A 25,667-nucleotide genomic window follows, 5' to 3' on the forward strand; every position below is an offset into this window, starting at 1 on the left:
CATGCCCAGGCTCACGCTATCGCTTGCTGTGAATGACTACGACCACGTGCGCGACCTGCTCGACGCGCGCGTGCGGGCCGAAGGCATCGACCTGATTCCTACGGTATTGCCGGTCGAAGAGATCTTTTATCGCACGACGCATTTCCAGGAGTGGGACGTGTCCGAGATGTCGCTCGGCAAGTACGCCTCGCTGCGCTCGCAGGGCGATGACCGGCTCATTGGACTGCCGGTGTTTCCATCGCGCGTGTTTCGGCTCTCGTCGCTGTATGTGCGGCGTGGGGGCGGTATTGAACGGCCGGGCGACTTGCGGGGAAAGCGCATCGGCGTGCCGGAGTGGGCGCAGACGGCGTCGGTGTATTCGCGCGGCTGGCTGGCGCACGATCAACACGTGCCGCTCGATGAAGTGGAATGGATTCAGGCCGGCGTGAATCAGGCGGGACGCCGTGAGAAGGTCGAGGTGCGTGTGCCCGAGGGCGTGCGCTATCGGCCGGTGCCGGAGCGGTCACTGACGGCGATGCTGCTCGCGGGCGACATCGACGCCATTCTGAGCGCGCGTCCGCCCGCGCCGCCGCCCGGTCATGGCGATGACATCGTGCGCATGTTCGAACCGTTCGAGCCGGTGGAGCGCGCTTATTTCAGCGCGACTGGAATCTTTCCGATCATGCATCTGATCGTGCTGCGGCGTGAGGTGTTCGAGCGGCATCGATGGATTGCAGGGAATCTGTTCAAGGCTTTCACGCAGGCGAAGGAGAACAGTCTCCAGCGTCTCGCGGACATTACCTGCTCGCATTTTCCGCTGCCGTGGATGAACGCGCGCGCCGATGAGGCCCGCGAGTTGTTCGGCGGCGATCCCTGGCCATATGGCGTCGAGCCGAACCGCATCACGCTCGATGCCTTCCTGCGCTACGCGCATGAACAAGGCGTGTGCCATCGACGGCTCGCGCCTGAAGATCTGTTTCCCATCGAGATGTCGGCCGCCGTGCGCGTCTGACCTTTTCTCTAGCCGATGAGTTTGAATATGACGCAAAACACGACCTACACCGCGGCTCCCGTTACGCACGACGCGCTCGATATGCCGCGCCTGCTCGACGACCTTGCCGCCGCCAATCACATCCTCGCGCAGCATGAAGTGCTCGATGGCTTCGGTCACGTCAGCGTGCGCGATCCGCGCGATCCGCTGCGGTTTCTGATCGCGCAGTCCATGGCGCCGGAGCTCGTGCAGCCCGAAGACATTCTCACGCTCGACTTCGATTGCCAGCCGGTGGACGGCGACACGCGCAAGCGTTATCTGGAAACATGGATCCATGCCGAGATCTATCGTGCAAGGCCCGACGTGCAAGCGGTCGTGCATAGCCATTCGCCTTCGGTGATTCCGTTCGCGGCTTCGTCGGTGCGGCTGCGGCCGATTTATCACATGGCGGGCTTTCTCGCGACAGGGTCGCCGGTGTTCGATATCCGCCATTGCTTCGGCTGTACAGACATGCTGGTCCGCAACGGCGCGCAAGGGCGTGCGCTGGCGGAGACGCTGGGGGCGTCGGACGTGGCGTTGATGCGCGGGCATGGTTTCGTGGCGACGGGGCCTTCGTTGCCGGCGGCGGTTTATCGGGCGATCTATACCGAGCTGAATGCAGGGATGCAGCAGAAGGCGATCGCATTGGGTGGAGAGGTCACGTATCTCGATGAAGGCGAAGGCCGCGCCAGCACGGAAACCAATCTCGGCGTGATGGAACGGCCCTGGACGTTGTGGAAACGGCAAGTGGAAGCGCTGCGGCGCCGCTGAGGCGCCCGCAGGCCGCAGACGTCAGAACTTGTGCCGGACGCCCACGACTCCGGCAACCTGCGATTGCGTGCTCGAAGGCGCGCCCGTCAAGAACATCCATGCATGAAGATTGTCGGAGGTTCTTTGATACAGCGCGCTGACATAGACGTTCGTGCGCTTGGACAGGAAGTATTCGAGTCCGAGGCTCGTCTGCCAGTAATTTCCTGAACCCTCGCCCTGGGTTGCATGGGTATAGGTTTCCGCCACGCTGCCGACCAGAAACGGCGTGATGAAGTAACGGATATTGCCTTCGATATTCTGAAACCTGACTGAGCCGGTCTCTCCACCGCTGCCCGTCGTGCCGGAAAAGAGCGATCCGGCAGACGGCCGTTCGAAGATGGCGCCCGTATAGATCAGGCCGATCGTCGCCGGTCCGAAGACATACGCGCCGCCCGCACCGAATTGCTGGACGACCTGCGCCGTCGCCAGCGCCGGTGTAACGGACAGGCTGTAGTAGTTATCGGAGGACGTGGCTCCGCTGCCATCGCGCACGAACGCAGGCTGAGTCAGCCGGATATAGGCGGCCGCAAGCGTGAGCCCGCTCTGTTTGAAGCTGGCGGCAAAGCTATAAGAGCGATTTGCCGCGAAGCCTGGCGCATTCGAAAAGGCATACATTGCTTCAGCCTGGAAGCCGCCGTAGACAGGGCTCTTGTACTTGACCATATTGTTCTCGCGATACGTGTTGCTCGTGTTGTCGTTATCGAGCGGATGGCCGCTGTACACCGACGAGTCCGTCGTGATCGCGGCCGTGAGCGGCGCCAGCATGTCCTGCATCGGGTTGTACTGCCGCCCGAACGACAACATTCCGAACGTCTTCGAGGACAGCCCCACATAAGCCTGGCGACCAAACTCCCGCCCGCCTTGCAGCGCATTGCCGTTCATGACGCTGAAGCCGTTCTCCAGTTGCGCGACGGCGCTGAGACCATCGCCGAGGTCTTCAACGACCCGCAAGCCCCAGCGCGACTGCTGCTGGTTTCCGCTTGCGGCCTGCCATGCCGAATGACCGCCCTGATTGTTGACATAGAGCACACCGGCATCCGCGACGCCGTACAAGGTTACGCCGCTCTGCGCCTGTGCCTCGACGGATGCGGCGCACAGCAGCGAAAGGACAGCAAGCGACTTCTTTTTCATGACTCGATCTCCATTGAATTGTTATTGGCAGGCGGTTTGAATGAGCGCCTGTTCTGTTTCTTTTTGCTTCCCGATCGCACCGTGCGCGCGCGACAAAACTCACCTCGACGCATAGCGCCGAAGTGCATGAACACAGAGTGAAGGGAAAGCGGGCTCGCGCCCGGGATCACGCGCGAGCGATGACATCACCGGCCCCCGATGCCTGGGGCCGGCTGCCGCAGATCAATGCGGCGTCACGGCCTCATACGCGGCTGTCCGGACTCAGATCGAGTCCATATACGCGGCTTGCCGTTCCGGAAAAGAGCGCTGTGCGTTCGTCGTCGCTCGCGTGTTGCGTAAGACGCTTGAACGCGTTCCATAACGCCGCATAAGAAACACCGACCTTCTCGACCGGATAGTTACTCTCGAACATGCAGCGCTCGGCGCCGAACGCTTCAATGCACGGTTCGATCCACTGCCGCCACAAGTCGGCCAGTGCGCTGGAATCGATCGGCCGCTCGGCATGCAGATAGTCGAACGCCGCCGAACGGTTCAGCACGCCATTGAGCTTGCACACCACGTTCGGATAGCGCGCGATGCGCTCCATGCCGCGCCGCCATCTCGCGTAGTTCTCTTCCTTGTTGGCCACGTAAGGGCCATAGCCCAGCGGGCCGCCGCAATGATTGAGGACGATCGTCAGATTGGGAAAGTGTTCGGCGGCATCGGCCACGTCATCGAGCTGGGTGAAGAAGGCATAGCAATCGAACACGAGGTTCATTTCCGCCAGCACGCCCATTCCCTCGCGTACCGCAGCGTCCTTCAACAAGCCCGGGCTCGCGGTTCTGCCGCTCCTGATCGCACTGCTCGCATCCCAGTTGGCCTGGAGCCGGACGCCCTTGAAGAAGCCCTCCGCGACGTTGACATGCGCGTCGAGCACCTCACGCACCGCCCGTCCGAGCCGCAGGTCCGCATGACCGAACATGCCTGCGGCCACGCGTGTCGGACCGTACTGTCCGCTCGCCGATTGCGCCCGCTGGCCCAGCACGAACTCCGTTTCGCCCACGGGCTTCATGGCCTCGGGGCCGCTCGCGCGATACATCGAGGAACAATCGGCATACACGGTCGCCACGACGTTGTGACCGGTCGCCAGATCCGCCGCGAACTCGGGCAGCAGATAGGTATAGCCCGGACGGTCCCAGAGATGATGATGGGGATCGACGATCGGCAGGTCTGAAAACAGGATCGCTTCGGGCACGGCCTTCTCAAGCCATTCGAGATCGGGTGCCGACAAGGCGCCGAACGTCGACCTCGGCGCACTCGCGTCCTGTTTGATGGGTGCTTCAGTCATTCATATGTCTCCGGGGTTCGACGAAGTTCGATACACAAATTTGATCAGGGCGTCAGGCATTCGATGTGCCGTTCACGACACGGTCATCCCGCGCGGCAGGCGAGCGTGCAATCCCGATCAGCACGGCGAACGCGGCCGACACCATGAGCGCGCCGATCATGTAGATGCCGTTGTTCAGACTGCCGGTCGCCGTCTTGATCGTGCCGAGCGCGAACGGACTTGTCACGCCCGCGAGGTCGGAGATGCTGACGATGACGGCAATGCCCGCGACGTTGGCGCGCGCCGACAGCACACCGGTTGCCATGGCCCAGAAGATCGGAATCGACGACGAGATGCACGACTTGGCGATGGCGAACAGCACGATCGACAACCCCAGGCTGTGACTGGTCAGTGAGGTCGCGCACAACGCCGCCGCACCGACGATCATGCCGAGGCCGAAATGCCAGCGGCGTTCTTTGCGGGCATCCGAATGCCGCCCGTAGAGAATCATCGCGCAGGCCGCGCAGATATCCGGGATGGTCGCGTACAGGCCGAGATGCTGGAGATTCTTCACGCCCAGTTCATGAATCATCGTGGGCAGCCAGAAGGCGAGCGTATAGGATCCGCACAACGCGCAGAACAGCGCGAAGCTCAGCACATAGACCCTGGGTTCCATGAACGGCGAACGCGTGGCCGGACCGTGGGCCTCGGCGTGCGCAGCCCCGGCCTCCGCAATCTCGCGGGCGATGATGTCCTTCTCGGCATCGTTCAGCCACCGCGCCTGCGCCGGCTTGTCCACGAGCAGCCAGTAGACCAGCAGACCGAACAGACAAGCAGGCAGCCCTTCGAGCAGGAACATCCATTGCCAGGCCTGGAGGCCGAATGCGCCGCCCATGTTCTGCAGGATCCAGCCGGACACCACGCCGCCCGTGAAGCCCGCCGTGACGGTGGCCAGCATGAACATCGAAACGATCCGTGCGCGCCGCGCCGGCGGATACCAGTAGGTCAGATAGAGAATGATGCCCGGGAAGAAGCCCGCCTCGAACATGCCGACCAGGAATCGCGCGATGTAGAACTGCATCGGCGTCTTGACGAGCATCGTGCCGGCCGATGCAAGGCCCCAGCAGAACATGATGCGCAGGATGGTCTTGCGCGCCCCGATACGCGGCAACATCAGGTTGCTCGGCAGCGTGAACGCCATATAGCCGACGAAATAGACCGCTGCGCCGAGCCCGTAGATGGCGTCGCTGAAATGCAGGTCCTGCTTCATCTGCAGCTGCGCATAGCCGATGTTCAGCCGGTCGAGATAATTGAGCACGTAAGAGATGAACAGCAACGGCAGGATGCGCAGCGTGACCTTCCGGAACAGGGCATCGGATGCCGTGTGCGCGGCGGTGGACGAAGGGTTTGAATACACGATGTCTCCAACTGTTTTTTTCTGATCGATGTGTGAACCTGAAAGCCAGCTTGCGCCGTGCTCAGGCCGGTTCCCGCACGGCCGCGCAATCCGCCGCCGCGGCGCGGCTCAGCAAGGCGGCGTCGCTGATGACCGTGACCATGGAGAAACCCAGTTCGGCCATTTTCCTGGCATAGCCGGGACTCGCGCAGTAGATGCCGACGGTCTTGCCCGCCCGCTTCGCCGCCCCGATGATCCGGCGGTAAGCGTCCAGCAACAGCGCTTCCTCGCGGTCCTGTCCCGGCTCGAGCCCGAGCGCCAGCGCCAGATCGCTCGGACCGACGAACAGGCCCGTGATGCCGTCCACGGCTGCGATGTCATCGACGGCATCGAGCGCCTCGCGCGTTTCGATCATCGCCAGCACTTCGATGGCCTGCGCCGGACCCTTCTGATACGGCAGGCCCCCCGTGCGCAGCGCGGCGAGGACCGGACCGAACGAGCGCCTGCCCTTCGGCGGATACCAGCATGCGTCCGCCAGTGCGCGCGCTTCGTCGGCGCTGTTGATCATCGGCGCGATGATGCCGTCGGCGCTTGCGTCGAGCACCTTGCCGATGTAGCCGGCCTCGTTGCGCGGCACCCGCACCAGACGTCGCGGCCTGGCGTCCGACAGCGCCTGTAGCGATGCAACGATCGTCGCATGGTCGAATAGTCCGTGCTGTGCATCGAGCGTCACGCTGTCCCAGCCGCCGCGTGCAAACAGCCTGTTGGCGAACGTGTCGGGGATGCTCATCCAGCCGTTGATCTGCAACATTGATCTGTCTCCTCGCGATGTGCGGAATGTCATGCCTGCGCGGCAGGCAGGCTGAACTTCTGCCGCAAGCCTTTCGCTTCCAGACGCGGCAGCACGCCCTGCGCCAGACGCGTGATGCCGTCCGCGAAGTCCACGAAGCCGATCAGCAACCCATCCACCCCGCAATCCGATAACGCTTCGAGTTGTTCGGCGACCCGGTCCGCATCGCCGATGATCGGCGTACCGCCCGCGCCAATCCCTGCACGCCGACGGCGGGCGTCGAGATCCGGACGTGAAAGCGCCTTGCTGTTGGCGTTCTGCATCTCGATCCACGCATCGATGGACGCCTTGTCGGCATGATCGATCGCGAAGTGTTTGACGTAGGCTTCCGCTTCCGCGTTGGTGTCGCGCTGCACGATATTGCCCATCACCCACACCTTGACGTCGCGGCCATACTTCTCGCGCGCGAGTTGCTTGTAGGAGTCGACATGCGCGCGACGTTCGGACGGGTCGGTGGAAGCCAGCTGCACGAAGCACATGTCGGCGCTGCGCAAGGCGAACTCACGTCCCGTGCCCGAGCTGCCCGCGCTCATGATGGGCGGATGCGGACGCTGCACCGGCTTCGGCCGCGAGCCTCCGCGAACAATCTTGAAGTGCCCGCCTTCGAAGTCGAATTCCTCGTCTTCGCTCCACAGCCGCTTGACGATGTTCAGCCACTCTTCGAGATGAGCATAGCGCTCCTCGTGTTCCTTCAGCGGGGCGCCGAACATCTCGAGTTCCGGGCGGTTCCAGCCGGCCACCACGTTCAGGCCGAAGCGTCCGCCCGAGATGATGTCGATGGTCGCGCACATCTTTGCAGCGGTGACCGGATGAATGGTCGGCGCATGCGAGGTGGCGAACACGGCCGAATGACGCGTGGCCTGCGCGACGCCCGCAGCCCACGTGAACGGATCGAGCACCACGCCCGACGGATGGTCGAGCTTGCCGAGTTCGTGGCCCTTCCAGCGCGAATAGGCGACGATGGCTTCGAGGCCCGCCGCATCCGCCATTTGCGCGGCGCGAATGATGGTCGGCCATTCCGGACGATGCGCTTCGGGCACGAGCGTGTTGGCCGTGCCCTTGCCATTCAGCCCGAAAATCCCGAGCTTGAGCTTGTTCGGTCCGAAGATCGGATTGGTGCTGCGAACCGCCGCGCCGCCGGTTTCGTCAAGGCTTCTTTCAAGCGTCTGCGTACTCATCATGCAATTCCTCTTCGGTCGATGAAAACACCGCGCAATGGCGGCGGCTGCTCGGTTGCGGCTCAATCCAGGAACGTGACGAAGGCGTCCAGTTCCTCGCGTTCGGTGACGAGCGTATTGGTGGGTTCGTCGGGATCCGCGTGGCCCAGCGCCATGCCGCATATCACGAGTTCGCTCTCTTTTAAGCGGAGATGGCGGCGCAGCACGTCCGGGTAATTGGCGAGCGCGGCTTGCGCGCAGGTATCCAGACCGTGACCGCGCGCCACCACCATGACGTTCTGCAGGAACATCCCGACGTCGAGCCATGCGCCGCGTCCGAGCGTTCTGTCGATCGTGAAGATGAGGCCGACCGGCGCGCCGAAGAACTGATAGTTGCGGGCACGTTGACGATGCGCCGCCTCGCGATCGCCTCTCGATACCCCGGCGAGCTGATACAGCCCCCAGCCCGCTTTCCTGCGCCGGTCCAGATACGGGTCGTGCCATTCGTCGGCGTAGTAGCGATACTCCGGCGCAGTCGGCGCATGGGCGACATGCAGCGCGGTCAGTTCGCTCTTCACGGCGTCGAGCGTGCTTCCGCTCAACGCGTAGACTCGCCACGGCTGGATGTTGCTGCCGCTCGGCGCGCGGCTCGCCACGGTCAGGATGTGCTGCAATTCCTGCTTCGATACCGGACGTGGCAGGAAGCCGCGAATGCTTCGGCGCGACACCACGGCGTCATCGACGGGATTGGCCAGCGTGTCCGGACTCACCGCACCGCTCCTTCGCTGCGCAGCCGTTCGATCTCATCGGCATCGAAACCGAAATCGTCGAGCACTTCGTTGGTGTGCTCGCCCAGCAAGGGCGCGCGCGTGGTGTTCTGCAAGCTCGCGCCCAGACGGACCGCGGTGTTCATCGCGCGGTATTTGCCGACCACCGGATGCTCGTGCTCGACAACCAGATCTTCCGCGAGCACTTGCGGATGATCGAACATGTCTTCGATGCCGCGCACGGCAATCGCCGGCACCTTGCCCAACATCAGCGCTTCCCATTCCTTCGCGGGCCGCGCCAGCAGCGCCTGTTTGAGTTGCGGCATCAGGACGTCCGCATGCTCATAGCGCTTCTTCAGCGTGTCGTAGCGCGGGTCATCGGCGAGTTCGGGCAGGCCGAGAATCGCGCACAGCGCACGCCAGAACGCTGGCGTGCTCGACTGGAAATACAGATAACCTTCCTGCGTCGGGAACGCGCCCGTCACGCGGCCGGCCGACGATTCGCGCGGTACATCCCGCTCTTCGTTCTCGGCCCAGATGAAACGCCCGACCTGCAAGGCCAGCGACGAACGCAACAGCGAAGCCTCCACGTGCTGCCCTTCTCCGGTACGCAAGCGATGCACCAATGCGGACGTGACGCCATACGCAATCAGGCTCGAAGCAAAGAAGTCGACGATGGACCCGCGCAGCACCTGCGGCGAACCGCTTGCTTCGCCCTGCGATTGAGCGATGCCCGTGAAGCATTGCAGCATCTGGTCGTATCCTGGATGACGGCGCAGCGGGCCGCGTTCGCCATAACCGGTCAGCGAGCAATAGATCAGGTCGGCGCGCAAGCCACGCAGCGTTTCATAGTCGATGGACAGCGATTCGGGCACGCCGGGGCGGAAGTTGTGCACGAACACGTCGGCCTTCTTGACCAGCCGGTGCAGCGTTTCGCGGCCCGCCGCCGTCTTGAGGTCGATCACAATCGAGCGCTTGTTCCGGTTTGCGCCCAGGAAGGCGCGGTTCTCGCCGTCGAGAGTGGACGGATACTGGCGCATGTTGTCGCCGGCGGGCGGCTCCACCTTGATGATGGTCGCGCCCACGTCGCCAAGCAGCGCGCATCCATAAGGGCCCGCAAGATAACTGGTGAGGTCCAGCACGATGATGTTGTCCAGCGCAGACGGCATGACAGGGCTCCGTTGAATCAGGTTATCGGCGTTTGCGCTTATGCTTCGCGCGTGGCTTGTTCGATGACTTCGCGCGCCCGGACCACAATGGGATCGTCGATCATCTTTCCATCGAGCAGAAACGCGCCTTCGCCGAGCGCGGCCCTTTCGGCGGCGGCTTCCACCACGCGCCGCGCCCACACCACTTCGTCACGAGTGGGCCGGTAGACCTCCTCGATCACCGCAATCTGTTTCGGATGGATGGCCGACTTGCCGCCATAACCGAGGCGCTTGCCGCGTAGCGCGCTCTCCCGCAGACCTTGTTCGTCGGCGACATCGACGAACACCGAATCGCGCGGACGGCCGAGTCCGGCCGCACGCGAGACGATCGGCACCCAGGCGCGCGGCACCGCGCATTCCGCTTCGTCGCGCGTCCATTCGATGCCGATGTCCGTGGTGAAGTCGCCCATGCCGAAGGAGAGGCGCATGGGCCTCGCGAGCCCTGCCCGCGCTATCTCCACCAGATTGACCACGCCGAGCGCGGTCTCGATCGTGACGCCCAGCTCGATGCTTCCGGGCGCGACCGAAGCGGCCCGTTCCGCCGCGCGGATGGCCTCGTCGATGTGGCGGAGCGCGTCCGCCGTCTCGATCTTCGGCGCAATCAGCCCGCCGATGCCGCTGCTGACGACAGCGGCGAGATCCTCGGCGCCGCAAGCCGAGCCGAAGCTTTTTGTCACCACCAGCGGATTGATGCGGACATGGCAGCGTCCTGGAAGCAGCCGGATCAGTTCGACCGCGCCTGCGCGTGCGGCGGCTTTTTCCGTGCCGGGCACGGCGTCTTCGAGATCGATGAGCACGGTTTCGATATCGAGCTCGACGGCCTTGTCACGCAAGCGGCGCATGTGGCCTGGAACGAACAAGGGTGCAACGGACATAGGCATGGCTTTCCCCGATGGATGCGAAGGACGTATTGACTGGCTGGCTCACTCGATCCGATAGAGGCGAGCCGCATTGCGATAGAAGAGGCGGTCCTGTTCATCGGCGCTGAAATCGCGCACAGTGTCGAGATAGCGCGCCCACAGCGTGTGGTAGGAACACGCGAGACGATCGATCGGGAAGTTGCTTCCGAAGACACAGCGGTCCACGCCGAAGACGTCGATCATCTCCAGCACGACGGGCCGTATGCTCTCAACGCTCCACGCGAGATCGAAGATCATGAACGCGGAGAGCTTCATGTTGACGTTGGGCAAGGCCGCGAGCCGGCGGATGCCCTTGCGCCAGATCTCAAGCAGGTGCGCATCGTGGTAGTTCACGAGCCCGGCGTGATCGATGATGAACACGGTATCGGGCTGCTCCGCGATCACCTCGCTCAGCGCGGCCAGCTGCACGGGATGGAGTTGCAGGTCGCACGACCAGCCGGGCGCCTCGAGCCTGCGCAGGGCCGCGCGCCACGCAGGCGACGCGGAGATGTCCGCATGCTGCGCCGTGACGGCGCCGCTCAGGATCTGCCGGATGCCGCGCAGGTTGCGGTGAGTGTGGTACCAGTCGATATCCGCATCGAGCGTCGGGCTCAGCAAGTCGGCCTTGGGAACGATTGCGTGAGGAAAGCCCTTTGATTGCGCCGTGTCGTCGGCAATGGCCTGCAACCACGCGGTTTCCTTGACCGGGTCGGTGGTTGCGCCGAGATGCACGGACCGCGTCACCGGAAGATCGCCGATGTCCTCGTGGAAATGCTGGATCAGATAGTCCCGGCAGATCGAGGAATAGTCGCCGTACGGCTTCGGTTCGACGCGGTCCGTCAGCACCGGGTAATAGAGCCGGGAAAGGTCCCAGAGATGATGATGCGTATCGATGATCCGCGTCACGCCGTCTTTCGTCGCCGGCGAACCTGAATGGTGCATGAGGCTGTCTCCTGCCGGCGTGGACACCGGTCGTTGATCTGGCATGAGTCGATTGTTCGCGATTACATGTATATGGACAATTTGTTAAATTCGATACACTGATAAGCGTGGTCAATCAGTGAGCGGAACATGCCCATCGCAATGAGAAACACGCTGCAACGTATCGACCTCGCCGAACTCGAGACTTTTATCGCCGTCGCCGAACTGGGTAGTTTTCGCGCTGCTGCCGCTCAACTGAACCTCTCTCAGCCCTCCGTGTCGGGCCGCATCCAGCGACTCGAAACCGCGCTGCATACCAAGCTGCTGATTCGCACGACACGTCATGTGGAGCCGACCGCGGACGGCGCACTGCTGCTCGCCGAGGCAACGCGGGCGCTGGCGTCGCTGGGCGATCTGGTGGAGTCGTTCCTGCAACGCGCGGGACAGGCGCGCCAGCGCGTGAGCATTGCCGCCACGCCGCTGATTGCCGCGCTCTATATGCCTGCGCTCATTCGCGACTACTGCGCGCGTTACACCGATGTCGAGGTCCAGTTGCTGGACCTGCGTTACCCCGAGATCCTCAATGCGCTGGACTCGGGTGAAGCGGACATGGCCGTGGTGTCGTTCGATCGCGCCGACGACCGCTTCAGCGCCACGCCCATTGCCAGCGATGAAGTCGTGATGGTGGTGCCCGAGACCCATGCGCTGTTCGGCGCGGGACGTATCGGGCTGGAGAAGCTGGTGGGCGAGACCCTGATGTTGATCGATCAGTATCAGCCGATGCTCGAGATGATCAACACGGCCATGGAAGCGCGCCGCCTCAAGCCGCCGCGCACCACGACGGTCAGCGATGTGACCACCCTGACCGGCATGCTCGACGCCGGGCTCGGTATCGCCCTGCTCTCGCACAATGTGACCAAGCGGCGGCGCGCGCCCGAAGGGACCGTGGTTCATCTGGACGGTTTGAATCTGCGGCGTAACTACAGCCTGGTGGTATCGCGCAGGGCCGAGCACGGGACTGCGGCGCTCAGCTTCGGCGACTATGTGTGCAAGGCGCTGGCTGACCGGTGGCCGTTGCGGCCGGGCGAGTGAACATGGGCGGTATTGCGAATATCGGCAATTAAGTCGCGCGGTGCCGGGAATGACTTGCGGTATGCGTAGACGCTAGCATTGGCTCTTTGCCCTTTAGCCTTTGTTCGCACGATGCCCATGCTTCTTCTTGATTCTAAATTCTTGCGCCCTTTCACCGGCGCGGCCGCCCTTGCCTTGTCGACGCTCGCCTGCACCGCGCACGCAGCCAGCTTCAGCGTGACCAGTCCCGCGTTCGAAGACGGCGGGACCATCGCCGCACGCTATGCCGGTCCCGGCGTGTGCGGCGGTGAGAACGTCAGCCTGCCCGTGGCTTGGCATGATCTGCCGCCCGCCACCCGCAGCGTCGTGGTCACGCTCACGGACCCGAACGGGCCGAAGGGCATCGGCGTGACGCACTGGATTGCCTATAACCTCGCGCCGGAGCCTTCGAAGCTGGATGCGGGGGCGGTTGCTTCAGCGGCAGCGTCGGTGGGGTTGAATATGACAGGGGCCGCTGAATATCGCGGTCCTTGCCCGCCTGTGGGCGATACGCCGCATCATTATCTGCTGACTGTCACCGCTACTGATCTTGCGCCCGGCGAGTTGCCTGCGGGGCTGAACTATGCGGCGCTGCAAGGGCGGATTGCGGGACATACGCTCACGGGGTCGACGGTTGTCGGGCGGTACCGGCGATGAACGGCCACTCTACAATGGCTTGATGTTTGTCCGACAATCAAGCTCTCTGACTACGGAGCGGGCACGATGAGTGAAAACATAAGCATCCGTGCCCTGCATCCCGGGGAAGCTGCTTCATACATCGATGCGTTGGCCGATGTGCTCATCGACTGCGTAGAAGGAGGCGCTTCCGTCAGCTTCATGCTGCCGATCTCGAGGGAGACCGCGGTCCGCTTCTGGACGGACGTCGCGCATGGCGTGACCCGCAATGAACGGATCCTCCTGATTGCCGAGGACGCAGAAGGCCGGGTGGTCGGCACGGTGCAATTGATCGTCGCGCAGCCGGAAAACCAGCCTCATCGCGCCGATGTAGCCAAGATGCTGGTGCGCCGCGACGCGAGGCGTCGAGGCATCGCCGCGCGGTTGATGGAAGCAGTCGATGACTTCGCGCGTCAGGCCCGCAAGTCTGTGCTCGTGCTGGATACTGTGACGGGCGGCGATGCTGAGCGACTGTACCGACGCACAGGATGGCAATGCGTAGGCGGTGTTCCGAACTACGCGCTGATGCCCGACGGCGGCTTGTGTGGCACGACGTTTTTCCACAAGCAGTTGCGTTGACATGCTGCATGAAGATATTGAAATCCCGGGGCCGGCCGGCCGCTGAGGGGTAGGCTGGTGTCGCCTGCTGCAAGCGATGTTCCGGTAGTGTTGATCGTGCCGGGACCGGGTTCGACCGATAGGGACGGCAACAATCCATTCGGCGTTCAAGCGGCAACCTACCGGCTGCTTGCCGAAGGACTGTTCGATCGAGGTATCGCGTCGGTTCGAATCGACAAGCGCGGCATGTACGGCAGCGCATCAGCAATGCCCGATGCCGATGACGTCACCTCGACGATTACGCGAAAGACATCAAAGGTAAAAGCGCTCGTCCGCTGCGGTGATGAATCCATCTAACGCCCTTCTAATAAATCAGGCTTACATTCATCGCCGGGCGCTGGTTCTCATTCGAGAAACGAAGCGCTTTCTTTCCAGCGGACCGTCGCGGATCTGGCGCTCCACGAGTACGTGGGCATCGTCCGTTACGACATCTTCAACGCGCTCGGATGGAACGCTGCCAGAACCGCGCCGGGTCAGGCGTGAAATCGGGCCTCGCTGATATGGCGTGCCGATGCCACGATTTCTCAAACGGCGATCCGTCCGCCGTGCGCATGCGCATCAGCCGGCTTCGGCTTTAACCCGAAGCCGTCATCATTCACGTCTCGACAGACATACACTCGACGAATCATGCTCATGATCGCCGCACCTTTCATCGCGCTCTTTCTCGCCGTGCCGGCTGTGTGGTCGCCTGCTGCGCGATGGCTCGTCCCCGGTCTGCTCATCCTCGGCTATGCTGCGGCATTGTCCAACGGGCAACTCACGCCGCTTGCCGCCCTGTCACTCGGCCTGCTGCTGGCTGCGGCGTTTGCCGTCGCTCCGCAGCGTCAGGCGTGGATGCGCTATGCCGGGCACGCCGTTTTTATCGTGCTGGCTGTGGCACTGAGCATGCACTGGATGCCGGGTTTCAATAACCTGCGCGTCATCGGACCCGAGCGCTTTACAGCGGACGCCGCGCCGTTCACGATGTTCTTGAATCTCGACAAACCGCTCGTCGGATTCTGGCTGCTGCTTGCCTGCCCATGGATACGGCCGCGCCATGCACCGGCAGCATCGTTGAAAGCGGGCGTCGCAGGCGTCGCGGGAACTACGATCGTCTGTTTGCTGCTTGCGCTGGCGTTGGGACTCGTGAGATGGGAGCCGAAGCTTCCTGCATCCACATGGCTCTTCATGTTGAACAATGTGCTGCTCGTCACGGTGACCGAAGAAGCTCTTTTCCGCGGTTACCTCCAGGGCGGCCTGTCGCGCCTGCTCAAGCGCTTCGCGTATGCGGACGTCATCGCGTTATGCATCGCGGCGCTCGTGTTCGGCCTGGCGCATTTCCCCGGCGGCTGGCAATGGATGGTGCTGGCAACCGTCGCGGGTATCGGCTATGGACTGGCGTACCGCCATGGCGGCCTGGGCGCCGCGATCCTTGCACTTCGGGCTGAACGCGGCGCACTTCCTGCTCTTTACTTATCCGATGCTTCAGGCGCCCGGCATGCCGTAACCGGCGATGCCGCTCGCCTGCGACACGACATTCACGCCCATCGTCAAGGTGGGCGACGACTTCACGGTCATCACGCCGAGCCGCTGCACGTCTTGCGGCAGGCGCGGCAAGGCTTGCGACACACGGTTCTGCACGAGTTGCTGCGCCTTGTCGGGATCGGTGCCGAGCTTGAACGTCACGGTGGTCGTCAGGTTGCCGTCGCTGTTCGCTTGCGACTGCATACACAGCATGTTCTCGACGCCGTTGATCTGCTCCTCGATGGGCGCGGCCACCGTCTCGGCAATCACCTTCGGGTTGGCGCCCGGATACTGCGCACGCACCACCACCGAAGGCGGCACGACTTCGGGATACTCCGCCGTCGGCAGCTTCGTGAGCGCGATGAGCGCGGCGAGCAGGATGACCACCGAGAGCATGGCCGCGAAGATCGGCCGGTCGATGAAGAATTGGGAAATGTTCATGAAGTGCCTCCGGATCTCTTCGCCTGTGCGAGTCCTGGTGATGGCCATGAGTATGGCGATGGCCCGAGCGCGGATAAACGCGCGATCGGGCGACGCTCTGGCGCTTCACACGAGACAATCGAGATCTACATCGCCATGCTTTTCAGGCGGTTTCCTTCATGCGCTGGAGCACGGCAACGAGTTCGCTCGGGTCGGGGCGCTGCGTGTAGTCGGGGCTGACTTCGGCGTAGGCAATCGTGCCGTCGCGTGCAATCACGTAACGCGCAGGCATCGGCAGCGTCCAGCTCGGCTCGCCATTGATGGCGGGCAGATCGACGTTGAAGCCCTTGTACGCATCGATCAGTTCGTCCTGCAGGCGGAAGCGGATACCGAAGGCATCGGCCGTCTTGCCGCCTTCATCCACGAGGATCGGATAGCTGAGCTTGTTCTGACGTTGCGACTTCAGGCTGTTGTCCGCGGTCTGCATCGAGAGCGATACGAGCGTCGCGCCGAGCGCGCGGATCTCGTCCGCCACTTCTTCGATAGCCTGCAAGTCGAGATTGCAGTACGGACACCAGACGCCGCGATAGAACGTGACGACGAGCGGCCCCTGTTCGAGCATCTCCGTCGACGAGACGCGCTCGCCTTCGGCCGTGGTGAGCGTGAAAGTTGGCGCAGGGTCGCCCACCTTGAGCGATCGTTCGGCCTGGCCGCTTGCCACCAGCTCGGCGGTGGTCCGGTGAAAAATCTCGACAACTTCGCGCGGTGCAACCTTGCTTTCGAAGTGCGACTTGAAGGCATCCAGTTTTGCTTGCAGTGTCATGTTCCGCTCCTGATTGACTCGCCGGTGTTGGCGTGAAGTCATAGTGATTCATTCGCACGAAGGCCGGTAGAATGCGCGGATGACTTTCAGTTATCCGCCCGACAAATGAATGACAAGCTTTCGACGCTGCGGCTCTTCGTGCGGGTCGCCCATACATCGAGCTTCAGCCGGGCCGGCCGCGAACTCGGTCTGAGCCAGCCGTCGGTATCGAGGCAGATCGCCGAACTGGAAGCGGACGTCGGCGCGGCGCTCTTTACCCGAAGCACGCGGGCCGTGAAGCTGACCGACGCCGGCGCGGACTATCTGACGCGTGTGGAAGCGATTCTCGACGCGCTCGAAGAAGCGGATCACGTGGCGCGCGGCAGTTCGGAGCTGCGCGGGCAACTGCGCGTGGCGCTGTCGACGAGCTTCGGAATTCGCGAAGTGATTCCGCGCATCGGCCGGTTCATGGCCTTGCATCCGGCATTGCATGTCGAGTTGCTGATGGCGGACGATCGCCAGGACTTGATTGCGGAAGGCGCGGACGTCGCGATCCGTTTCGGCACGCTGCCAGATTCGAGCGCGCGATCGCGCTTGCTGGGGCGTTCCGCCCGCTTGCTGGTGGCCGCGCCAAGTTATCTGGAGCGAGCGGGCCGTCCGCTCGAACCCGCCGATCTGAGCGACCACGCGTTCGTGCTCGGGCCGTCGAGCGTGGCGTCGCTGGGCTGGACGCTCAGGAAGGATAGACGCGAGGTTTCGTTTCGCGGCGAGGGGCGCTTTGCGACTTCCGTGAACGAAGGGGCGACGGCCGCGGCGGTTGCGGGGCTGGGAATACTGACGGTGGGCTATTGGGGATGCCGGAACGAGATCGCCGATGGACGGCTCGTGCGGGTTCTGGAGGACTGGGCGCTCGATCCTGTCGAGGTTCACGCCGTGTTTCCGCCGGGTCGGGGTTCACGGCCCGCCGCGCGCGCGTTGGTCGATTACCTCGTGGAGGAAGTCGCGCCGATTTCAGTCGAGAGAGGTTAAGACCCGCGTCTTACGCTTGGCAGAAGACTTGCTATAAAGTCCGCCACATCAGATCCCTCATGGTCCCTTCATGCCGAGACCGTCGTTTTCAACTCAGCTGCTCACGCTCTGGACGCTCATCGCCGTGCTCTGCGGCCTGCTGAGTGTCGCGGTATGGCTCATGTTGTCGTCAGCGCTGGGCGAGCGTGTCGTCACCGCAAAGCAGCAGGCGGCGGCCGCCTGCACGGCGGTTGCCTCGCGCTACGACCTGTCGATGCAGCGTCCCGGCGAAACCAACGTCGATCTGATGCACGCCGTGCTCGATCTCGTGCTGATCCAGACCGAGGGTATCGAAGGCGGCTTCTGGACCAGCGAACCGCCTTCGAATGCATCGAACGGCTTCATTGCGTACGCGTTTCCGACCTATGGCGGCAGCGGCGTCAAGCGCGACATTCCCGAAGCCGAGACGCCGCTCATTCTGCGCGCGCTGAAGAGCGCATCGAGTGCGGGACAGTTGCAGTCCGATATCGTGTCGAGCGGCAGCGACGCCGTGCTCGCCGTGGCCTGTCCGGTGCCGCGTCACGCGGACCTGCTCGCCTGGACGCTCACGCGCGCGCGCCCGCCGCTCGGACCTTACGGCGAACGCGCCAGCGCGATTCTGGCGGGCGTGCTCGCGGTCATCGTCGTGCTGGCGCTGTTTCTGGCGCTGACGCTCAGGCGATGGAGACGGAACCTCGCCCGGCTGGAACATGCGCTCGCACCCGACAGCGGATTCGAGCAGGGCACGCGGCTCGAGCGTTTCGGCGAGCGCGATCTCGACCCGATCGTCGATGCACTCAACCGCTATGGCGAGCGGGCCGAGCGACTCAAGCGCGATGCCAGCACGCTGAACCAGCAACTCGCACAGGCCGAGCGCTTCAGCACGCTGGGGAAGATGGCGGCGCAGATCGCGCATGAGATTCGCAATCCGGCGGGCGCGATGCGGCTCAAGGCCGAGAACGCGCTGGCCGGCGACGGCGCACGTCGGGAAGCCGCGTTGAAGACGATCATCGAGCAAGTGGGACGCATCGAATTGCAGGTGACGAGCCTGCTGGCTCTGACGCAATCGGTGACGGTCCACGCCCGTGAAGTCGATCTGCGCGCATGGCTCGACGATATCGTTCACACGCACGAATCGCACGCGGAAAGCAGGCATGTCACGCTCGGCGCCGATGTCGCGCCAGGCTCGACGCAGCCGGTGTTCGATCCCGCGCAATTGGCGCGTGCGCTCGACAATCTGCTCGTGAACGCGCTCAGGCATACGCCGACGGGATCGAATGTGATGGTTCGCGCGTACCGGACCGTGGCGGAAGGAAGTGAACGGCTCAGGCTCGAAGTCATCGATAATGGTCCCGGCGTCAGCCCCGCCGAACGGGAGCGGATCTTCGAACCGTTCGTGACGGGCCGTCCTGACGGATCGGGCCTTGGTCTCGCCGTCGTGCGTGAGATCGCGTCGGCGCATGGCGGCCGCGCCTGGCTTGCGGAAGATTCGAACGTGACACGCTTTGTGATCGACTTGCCATGGCGACCATCCTGATCATCGACGACGACGACGCGTTCCGCGAAGGCCTCGCGGAAACCGTGCAGGACCTGGGCTACGCGGCGTCCGAGGCGCGTTCCGGCGACGACGCGTTCGCGCAGTTGCGCGGGCGTCCCGCGCCCGACTGCATCTTTCTCGATTTCCGCTTGCCGGGCGCGGACGGCCTCGTCGTGCTGGAGAAGCTGCGCAACACGCCGGGGCTACAGACCGTGCCGGTCGTGATGCTCACCGCGCACGCCACCAGCGACAACACCATCGGCGCGATGCGGCTCGGCGCGTTCGAGCACCTCACCAAGCCGGTTGGACGCGACGAGATTGCCGCGCTGCTGAAACGCATTCTGTCGGCGCGGGTCGAGACGCCTGCCGCGACCGTGTTCGCCGACGAGGCACGCTCCGATGAGCCGCAACTCCTCGGCGTGAGCGAGGCCATGCGTGAGGTGCAGAAGCGCCTCGGCCGCGCGGCGAGTGGCCATTCGACCGTGCTGATCACCGGCGAAACGGGCACCGGCAAGGAGATCGCGGCACGCGTGCTGCACCGTGCTTCGGCGCGGGCGAGCGGTCCGTTCGTCGCGGTGAACTGCGCGGCCATTCCCGACGACCTGCTCGAAAGCGAACTCTTCGGGCACGGCAAGGGCGCGTTCACCGGCGCGCACAGCGACCGGCGAGGACGCATCGAAGAGGCGCATGGCGGCACGCTGTTTCTCGATGAAATCGGCGACATGCCGCTGTCCATGCAGGCCAAACTCCTGCGCGTGCTTCAGGAGCGGCAAGTGACGCCGTTGGGCACCAACCGGATCGTAACGGTCGATGTGCGCGTGGTCGCCGCCACGCATCGCAATCTCGCCGCGATGGTCGAGACGGGCGCGTTCCGGCAGGACCTGCTGTTCCGGCTGAACGTGATTCCGTTGCATATGCCGCCGCTGCGCGAGCGCGTCGCCGATATCCTGCCGCTTGCCGAGCATTTCCTGGCGGGCGCATCGACTGATGTCGCGCGCAAGCATCTTTCCGCCGATGCCCAGCGCCTGCTCGCCACGTTTGCGTGGCCGGGCAACGTGCGGGAACTGGCCAATGCGATCGAACGGGCCAGCGCGCTTGCGCCCGGACCGGTGCTGACGCGTGAAGACTTCGCGTTTCTGATCGCGACCCGAGACGGAGAGGATGACGCGATTCCTGCTGCGCTGCTCGACCTTCCGCTGCCGCAAGCAGTGGCGCAACTGGAGCGCGCGCTGATCGTTCATGCGCTGTCGGCGTCGGGCGGCAATCGCGCAGAGGCGGCGCGGCGGCTCGGCATCAGCCGCCAGTCGCTCTATACGCGCATGGCGGCGCTGGGCATGTCGGAGGCTTCGGCCTAGAGCGTCAAAGAACCGGACACGTGCTGTCGGGTTCCTTGACACTTCCTCACGGCTCGATCGCGCAACGCCTTGAGCCAGCGGCGTTTTCCGAATGGCATGGCCCTTGCAAATGATTCCTCGCTACGCGAAAGGAGTGAATCATGCCATCGACCCTGTACCCGAACTTGCGAATCGCTGTGCTCTCGGCCTTGCTCGCGGCGAGCGCCGGCTGCGCTGCACAACCCGCTGCAACGCCGAACCCTCCGCCTGTCGGGCCGGATGCGCCTCCGCCGCCCGTCGCCGGAGCGCCGATGCCTCCGCCGCCTCCGCTCGCCGATGCGGCTTCCATGGCGACCACGCAAGGCACGGTCGCGCGCTTCCTGACGAATCCGGATGGCGATGTCGATGGCTTCATGACCGACGACGGCGTTCTCGTGCGCTTTCCTCCGCATATGAGCGCGCAACTGACCTCGGCGGTGCGTCGCGGCGATTCCGTGCAAGTGAGCGGAAGGCGCGAGGAAGGCGGCAGCTTCGCGGCCCAGCGCATCACCGACACGCAGACGGGCCGGCAAGTCATCGACGAACCGCCGATGCGCGGCGACCCGCCGCTGCCACGCGCGGCGCGCGGCGCGGGACTCTCGCCGCTGAGCGCGCAAGGACAGGTGGCGCACATCACGACCGCGCCGCGCGGCGAACCCGACGGCGTGATCCTCTCCGACGGCACGGTCATCAAGCTCACGCCGCCCGTGGCTCAACAGTTCGCGGCGCTGGTGCGTACAGGCGCGACGGTATCGGCGCAAGGCTATGGCACGAAGAATCAATACGGCACCGCGCTTCAGGCAACAGCCTTTGGCTCGCCGGGCAAGCTGACTCCGCTCTACGACCGCAACGCGCCGATGCCCTGAAGCCACGCAACCACAACATAAAGGATCATGAACATGCATTGGATCGACCCCACGAGCCTTCCTGAAACCCGCGGCAAGGTCACACGCTTTTTATTGAACCCGCATGGTGAAGTCGACGGCCTCGTCGTCGGCTCGCGTCAGGTTCACGTTCCTCCGCATCTGTCAAAACAACTCGCGCGTCACGTTGCGCTCGGCGACTCCATACGCGTACGCGGCGTCAAGCCTCGCGATGCCGACATGCTCGCCGCCGTCTCGCTGACCACTAAAAGCGGCGTCGTGATTCTCGACGAAGGCCCGCATCACGACGGCAAGCCGCATCACAAGCCCGACGTCGAACGCAAACCGATGGACGCATCCGGCGAAGTGGCGCTGTCGCTGTTCGGTCCGAAAGGCGAATTGCGCGGGGCGCTGCTGGACGACGGCACATCGTTGCGCATGCCGCCTCATGCCGCCGCCGAACTGGCCTCCTATCTGATGCCGGGCGCGCACGTTCACGCTTGGGGGCATGGCGTGAAGAACCGGCACGGGCGCACGATCGAGGTCGATGAAATTGCCGCACTCGTCGATGCACCCCAAGCCGACTGACAAGGCCGCACCACATTCAAGGAGCATGTGCGATGTTGAGCTGGGTGCATTTCGGCGACCTTCATGCGTCGAACGATGACCGCTATGAAAGCCTCGACCATCTGAAGTCGATGATCCAGCAGGTCAATCGACACTTGGCCGGCCGTGTCGACTTCGCCTTCCTGCCGGGCGACAACGCCAATAACGGAACGCCCGAGCAGTTTCATCGCATCTTCGCTGAAGTGTCGAAACTGAAGCCGCCGCTCCATGCCATTCCCGGCGATCACGACTACGAGCCTGGCAACCTGGACGCGTTCAACGCCTTCGCCAATGCGCCGTTGCCGATGTCGCGCCTCGTGAACGGCCATCGATGCCTCTTCCTGGATGTCATCTCGGCCGGGTGCGGGGGTGCGGATTTCAGGCTGTCGAGCGCGGACGTTGTGTGGCTCGAAGCGGAACTCGCTTCGTCCGCGCAGGACCTTGAACCGCCGGTCGTGTTCATGCACGCCTATCCCGGCGATATCGCCGATGGGCACGCATTGGCGTACGCGTTTGCACGCGCCAATGTCGCCATGGTCGACACCGGTCACACGCACTACAACGAGTTGCTCAACGACGGCTGGGTGGTTTACGCGGCGACTCGTTCCACGGGGCAGATCGAGGAAGACGACGGTCGCCCGGGGTTTTCGGTGGCGGCAGTCGACGGCGGCGTCGTGAGCTGGAAGTTTCGAGCGCTGGATGCCGCTTGGCCGTTCGTCATGATTACGCGTCCGTCCGATTGGCGGCTGCATCGCAGCCGCTCGGCGCCGCGCTCCACCGGCGAACATTGCGTGCGCGTGCTGGTGTCGGATGACGAGATCGTGTCCGTCACAGGAAGTCTCGAAGGCATTCCCATCGAGTTTTCTCCGCGCGCCGATGAAGCCGGGATCTGGCAGGCGCATCTGCCTGCTGTCACCGCAAGCTATCGGCTGCCTTTGACGGTGACTGCCCGCACGGCTGACGGGCGCAGCGGCGAGGATTCCATCGCGCTTCCGGCAGTGGGCCGCGCGGACCGGCACATCAGGCATCACTCGGCGCTCGGCACCGATGCGCACGCTGTCGAACCCTGGCCGGAACACGGCATCGTCGGCTCGCAGTTCGGGCCCAACAAGAACGGACGTCATTGGTGAGCCATGAATCCCCGCTACGCGCTCGAAGGACTGAACTTCTTCATGGCCGATGTTCAGGCGGGCATCGGGCCGTTCCTTGGCGTCTTTCTTCAGGCGCATGGCTGGCTTCCCGAGGCGATCGGCACGGTCATGACGCTGGGCGGCATCGCGGGCATGCTCGCGACTTCTCCGGCAGGTGCGCTGGTCGATGCCACGCATCACAAGCGCGGCATCATCGTCATCGCGGGTGTGATGACGACGCTTGCGTCGCTCGTGCTGTGGGTATCGCACAGTTACTGGATGGTGGCGGCGTCGCAGATCTTCACGGCCGTGACGGGGGCGGCGCTTGGGCCGGCGGTGGCCGGCGTGACCTTGGGCATCGTGCGCGAGAAAGGTTTCGACCGGCAGTTCGGGCGTAATCAGGTGGCGAATCACGCGGGCAATGTGGTTGGCGCGGCGCTGTCGGGCTGGCTCGGCTGGCGATACGGATTCGGTGCGGTGTTCGGATTGGCCGGTGTGTTCGCCGTTCTGATGGTCATCTCGACGCTGCTCATCCGCCGCGATGCGATCGATCATGACAGCGCGCGGGGGCTTGGGGGCTCGGGAGCGTCGGATCCTGAGCATGAGCATGCGAGCGGCTTTCGCGTCTTGTTGACGTGCCGGCCCTTGCTGCTGCTCGCCGCGTCGCTCGCGATGTTTCATCTCGGCAATGCGGCGATGCTGCCGCTTTATGGCCTCGCAGTCGTTGCAGCGCATCAGGGCGATCCGAGCGCCTTTACCGCGCAGACGATCGTCGTCGCGCAACTCGTGATGGTCGTCGCGGCATGCTTCGCGAACCGCCTCATTCAGCGAATCGGCTACTGGGGCGTGATCCTGATCACGTTCTTCGCGCTGCCGTTGCGCGGCATGATTGCCGCGATGTTCATCACCGCCTGGGGCGTGTGGCCGGTTCAGGCGCTCGATGGCATCGGCGCGGGTTTGCAGAGCGTCGCGGTGCCTGCGTTGGTGGTGCGACTGCTGCAAGGGACGGGACGGGTGAATGTCGGTCAGGGCGTGGTCATGACGGTGCAAGGCGCGGGCGCGGCGCTGAGCCCGGCGCTGGGTGGCATGCTCGCTCAACACTTCGGTTATGCGAGCGCCTTTCTCGTGCTCGGCGGTGTATCGACGGGATCGCTCGCGCTGTGGCTCCTCTTCGGCACGACGCTTAAAAAAGCGTGCGGTCTTGGCCGCGACGTGACTCACGACGCTCCTCTGACGACATGAATCCGATTTTTCTTTCATGGGGCATCGCGTTCGCCGCGACTGCCGGTGTGATCCTGCGGCCGTTCCGCTGGCCCGAAGCGATCTGGGCCGTGGCCGGCGCAATCATCCTCGTCGTGCTCGGGTTGATTCCCGCGCAGCTTGCCTGGCAGGCGATTGGCAAGGGTACGGATGTTTATCTGTTTCTCATCGGCATGATGCTGCTTTCGGAACTCGGACGCCGTGAAGGCTTGTTCGACTGGGTGGCGGTACATGCCGTCAATTGCGCTAAGGGTTCGCCGCGCAGGTTGTTCCTGCTCGTCTATCTTGTGGGCGTGGTGGTGACGACGTTTCTGTCGAACGACGCGGCCGCCGTCGTTCTCACGCCTGCGGTGTTCGCTGCTGCAAGGAAGGCGAATACGAAGCCGCTTCCCTTGCTGTACGTATGCGCGTTCATTGCCAATGCGGCGAGCTTCGTCCTGCCGATCTCGAATCCGGCGAACCTCGTGCTCTATGCGAACCACACGCCCGCGCTCGGTTTGTGGGTGGCGCGCTTTGCGTTGCCATCGGCGTTGTCGATCATCGCTACGTTCGTCATGTTGCGCTGGACTCAGCGCGCGAATCTGAGCGGTGCGTGCGCGCGCGATCTGCCGGTTGAACCGCTCAGCACGAACGGCAAGCTCACGCTGGCGAGCATGGGCGTGACGGCGATTGCGCTTCTGGTCGTTTCCGCGTTCGATCTGCAACTCGGTCTGCCTACTGCCGTTCTTGGCATCGTCACGGCATCGGTCGTGTTGATCAAGGAGCGCCAGTCTCCCGTCGAACTTGTCAGCGAAATCTCGTGGAGCGTGTTGCCGCTCGTCGCGGGGCTTTTCGTACTCGTCGAGGTGCTCGATCATACGGGCGTCATACGCGAACTCTCGGCGTTTCTGGGGCAGGCAAGCCAGCAGAATCAACCGATGACGGCCGCGGTATCGGGTCTCGTCATCGCGTTCGGAAGCAACGCGATCAATAACCTGCCCGCCGGACTCATCGCCAGCGCGACGGCCTTGCAGGCGCACAGTCCGGAGCGCGTCATCGATGCGCTGTTGATCGGCGTGGACCTCGGACCGAATCTTTCGATCACCGGCTCGCTCGCGACGATCCTCTGGCTGTCGTCGATTCGTCGGGAAGGCGAGGAAGTGAGCTTCATGCAGTTTCTGAAGGTCGGGTTTGTTGTCATGGTTCCAGCGCTCGTTTTGGCGCTTGGCTGTCGGCTTTTGCTTGCGCATTGAGGTTTGCCTTGCCTGCGGAGACATGAAACATGAGCAG

At 63.7% G+C, this 25,667-nt stretch carries 24 protein-coding genes and 2 pseudogenes; 15 read left to right on the forward strand and 11 right to left on the reverse strand.

The window, feature by feature from the left end:
- The first annotated feature begins 1 nt into the window (after position 1).
- On the forward strand, positions 2–991 hold the full coding sequence (locus QCE63_RS19365) for a 4,5-dihydroxyphthalate decarboxylase (RefSeq protein ID WP_309835215.1): 990 nt from the start codon (positions 2–4) through the stop codon (positions 989–991).
- Positions 992–1,018: 27 nt separating this feature from the next.
- Complete coding sequence (locus QCE63_RS19370; protein WP_309835217.1) at positions 1,019–1,780, forward strand: class II aldolase/adducin family protein; 762 nt, start codon at positions 1,019–1,021, stop codon at positions 1,778–1,780.
- Between the two features lie 21 nt (positions 1,781–1,801).
- Here QCE63_RS19370 and QCE63_RS19375 read toward each other — a convergent pair whose 3' ends face one another.
- From QCE63_RS19375 to QCE63_RS19415, 9 genes are all read right to left on the reverse strand, one after another.
- Complete coding sequence (locus tag QCE63_RS19375; RefSeq protein ID WP_309835219.1) at positions 1,802–2,950, reverse strand: porin; 1,149 nt, start codon at positions 2,948–2,950, stop codon at positions 1,802–1,804.
- A gap of 241 nt (positions 2,951–3,191) precedes the next feature.
- Complete coding sequence (locus QCE63_RS19380; RefSeq protein WP_309835220.1) at positions 3,192–4,277, reverse strand: amidohydrolase family protein; 1,086 nt, start codon at positions 4,275–4,277, stop codon at positions 3,192–3,194.
- Between the two features lie 52 nt (positions 4,278–4,329).
- The gene (locus QCE63_RS19385) at positions 4,330–5,673 is read right to left on the reverse strand and encodes an MFS transporter (protein ID WP_309835221.1); all 1,344 of its coding nucleotides are present in this window, start codon (positions 5,671–5,673) and stop codon (positions 4,330–4,332) included.
- A gap of 61 nt (positions 5,674–5,734) precedes the next feature.
- Positions 5,735–6,463, reverse strand: a complete 729-nt coding sequence (locus tag QCE63_RS19390) for an aldolase/citrate lyase family protein (RefSeq protein ID WP_309835223.1) — start codon at positions 6,461–6,463, stop codon at positions 5,735–5,737.
- 29 nt (positions 6,464–6,492) lie between these two features.
- A complete protein-coding gene (locus tag QCE63_RS19395) occupies positions 6,493–7,683 on the reverse strand; it encodes an LLM class flavin-dependent oxidoreductase (protein ID WP_309835225.1) in 1,191 nt (396 codons plus the stop codon).
- Positions 7,684–7,742: 59 nt separating this feature from the next.
- Positions 7,743–8,429, reverse strand: coding sequence for a nitroreductase (locus tag QCE63_RS19400; RefSeq protein WP_309835226.1), 687 nt, complete (start codon positions 8,427–8,429; stop codon positions 7,743–7,745).
- Positions 8,426–9,595: a CoA transferase gene (locus tag QCE63_RS19405; RefSeq protein ID WP_309835227.1), complete on the reverse strand. Its 1,170-nt coding sequence runs from the start codon at positions 9,593–9,595 to the stop codon at positions 8,426–8,428. Before QCE63_RS19405 ends, QCE63_RS19400 begins: the two co-directional genes overlap by 4 nt.
- 38 nt (positions 9,596–9,633) lie before the next feature.
- A complete protein-coding gene (locus QCE63_RS19410) occupies positions 9,634–10,515 on the reverse strand; it encodes a CoA ester lyase (protein ID WP_309835229.1) in 882 nt (293 codons plus the stop codon).
- Between the two features lie 42 nt (positions 10,516–10,557).
- Positions 10,558–11,475 carry an amidohydrolase family protein gene (locus tag QCE63_RS19415; RefSeq protein WP_309835232.1) on the reverse strand — a complete coding sequence of 306 codons (918 nt, stop codon included), beginning with the start codon at positions 11,473–11,475 and terminating at the stop codon, positions 10,558–10,560.
- A gap of 129 nt (positions 11,476–11,604) precedes the next feature.
- Between QCE63_RS19415 and QCE63_RS19420 the strand changes: the two genes are divergently transcribed.
- The 5 genes and pseudogenes from QCE63_RS19420 to QCE63_RS19445 all read left to right on the forward strand — a co-directional run bounded on the left by QCE63_RS19420 (position 11,605) and on the right by QCE63_RS19445 (position 15,343).
- Complete coding sequence (locus QCE63_RS19420) at positions 11,605–12,546, forward strand: LysR family transcriptional regulator (protein WP_309835233.1); 942 nt, start codon at positions 11,605–11,607, stop codon at positions 12,544–12,546.
- A 141-nt stretch (positions 12,547–12,687) separates the two neighbouring features.
- Positions 12,688–13,221 carry a YbhB/YbcL family Raf kinase inhibitor-like protein gene (locus tag QCE63_RS19425; protein ID WP_309835234.1) on the forward strand — a complete coding sequence of 178 codons (534 nt, stop codon included), beginning with the start codon at positions 12,688–12,690 and terminating at the stop codon, positions 13,219–13,221.
- A gap of 66 nt (positions 13,222–13,287) precedes the next feature.
- On the forward strand, positions 13,288–13,818 hold the full coding sequence (locus QCE63_RS19430) for a GNAT family N-acetyltransferase (protein WP_309835235.1): 531 nt from the start codon (positions 13,288–13,290) through the stop codon (positions 13,816–13,818).
- Between the two features lie 57 nt (positions 13,819–13,875).
- Positions 13,876–14,154 (forward strand): hypothetical protein, encoded by a 279-nt coding sequence (locus tag QCE63_RS19435; RefSeq protein ID WP_309835236.1) that lies wholly within the window; start codon positions 13,876–13,878, stop codon positions 14,152–14,154.
- A gap of 336 nt (positions 14,155–14,490) precedes the next feature.
- Positions 14,491–15,343 (forward strand): annotated as a pseudogene (locus tag QCE63_RS19445) (CPBP family intramembrane glutamic endopeptidase).
- A 20-nt stretch (positions 15,344–15,363) separates the two neighbouring features.
- Here the strand turns inward: QCE63_RS19445 and QCE63_RS19450 are convergent.
- Positions 15,364–15,801 (reverse strand): annotated as a pseudogene (locus tag QCE63_RS19450) (efflux RND transporter permease subunit); the annotation flags it as partial.
- Positions 15,802–15,943: 142 nt separating this feature from the next.
- A complete protein-coding gene (locus QCE63_RS19455) occupies positions 15,944–16,603 on the reverse strand; it encodes a peroxiredoxin-like family protein (RefSeq protein WP_309835237.1) in 660 nt (219 codons plus the stop codon).
- A gap of 105 nt (positions 16,604–16,708) precedes the next feature.
- On the opposite strand from QCE63_RS19455, the gene QCE63_RS19460 reads away from it, so the two are divergent.
- The 8 genes from QCE63_RS19460 to QCE63_RS19495 all read left to right on the forward strand — a co-directional run bounded on the left by QCE63_RS19460 (position 16,709) and on the right by QCE63_RS19495 (position 25,630).
- Complete coding sequence (locus tag QCE63_RS19460) at positions 16,709–17,611, forward strand: LysR family transcriptional regulator (protein WP_309835238.1); 903 nt, start codon at positions 16,709–16,711, stop codon at positions 17,609–17,611.
- A 70-nt stretch (positions 17,612–17,681) separates the two neighbouring features.
- A complete protein-coding gene (locus QCE63_RS19465) occupies positions 17,682–19,166 on the forward strand; it encodes a HAMP domain-containing sensor histidine kinase (protein ID WP_309835239.1) in 1,485 nt (494 codons plus the stop codon).
- The gene (locus QCE63_RS19470; protein WP_309835240.1) at positions 19,151–20,521 is read left to right on the forward strand and encodes a sigma-54 dependent transcriptional regulator; all 1,371 of its coding nucleotides are present in this window, start codon (positions 19,151–19,153) and stop codon (positions 20,519–20,521) included. Before QCE63_RS19465 ends, QCE63_RS19470 begins: the two co-directional genes overlap by 16 nt.
- A gap of 140 nt (positions 20,522–20,661) precedes the next feature.
- Positions 20,662–21,405, forward strand: a complete 744-nt coding sequence (locus QCE63_RS19475; RefSeq protein ID WP_309835241.1) for a hypothetical protein — start codon at positions 20,662–20,664, stop codon at positions 21,403–21,405.
- Between the two features lie 33 nt (positions 21,406–21,438).
- Entirely contained in the window at positions 21,439–21,990 is a 552-nt protein-coding gene (locus tag QCE63_RS19480; RefSeq protein ID WP_309835242.1) for a hypothetical protein, read from the forward strand.
- A gap of 32 nt (positions 21,991–22,022) precedes the next feature.
- Positions 22,023–23,138, forward strand: a complete 1,116-nt coding sequence (locus QCE63_RS19485) for a metallophosphoesterase (RefSeq protein ID WP_309835244.1) — start codon at positions 22,023–22,025, stop codon at positions 23,136–23,138.
- Between the two features lie 3 nt (positions 23,139–23,141).
- Positions 23,142–24,380, forward strand: coding sequence for an MFS transporter (locus tag QCE63_RS19490; protein WP_309835245.1), 1,239 nt, complete (start codon positions 23,142–23,144; stop codon positions 24,378–24,380).
- Complete coding sequence (locus QCE63_RS19495; protein ID WP_309835247.1) at positions 24,377–25,630, forward strand: arsenic transporter; 1,254 nt, start codon at positions 24,377–24,379, stop codon at positions 25,628–25,630. Before QCE63_RS19490 ends, QCE63_RS19495 begins: the two co-directional genes overlap by 4 nt.
- Positions 25,631–25,667 lie beyond the last annotated feature (37 nt).

The sequence above is a fragment of the Caballeronia sp. LZ065 genome, from assembly GCF_031450975.1.
Taxonomy (GTDB): domain Bacteria; phylum Pseudomonadota; class Gammaproteobacteria; order Burkholderiales; family Burkholderiaceae; genus Caballeronia.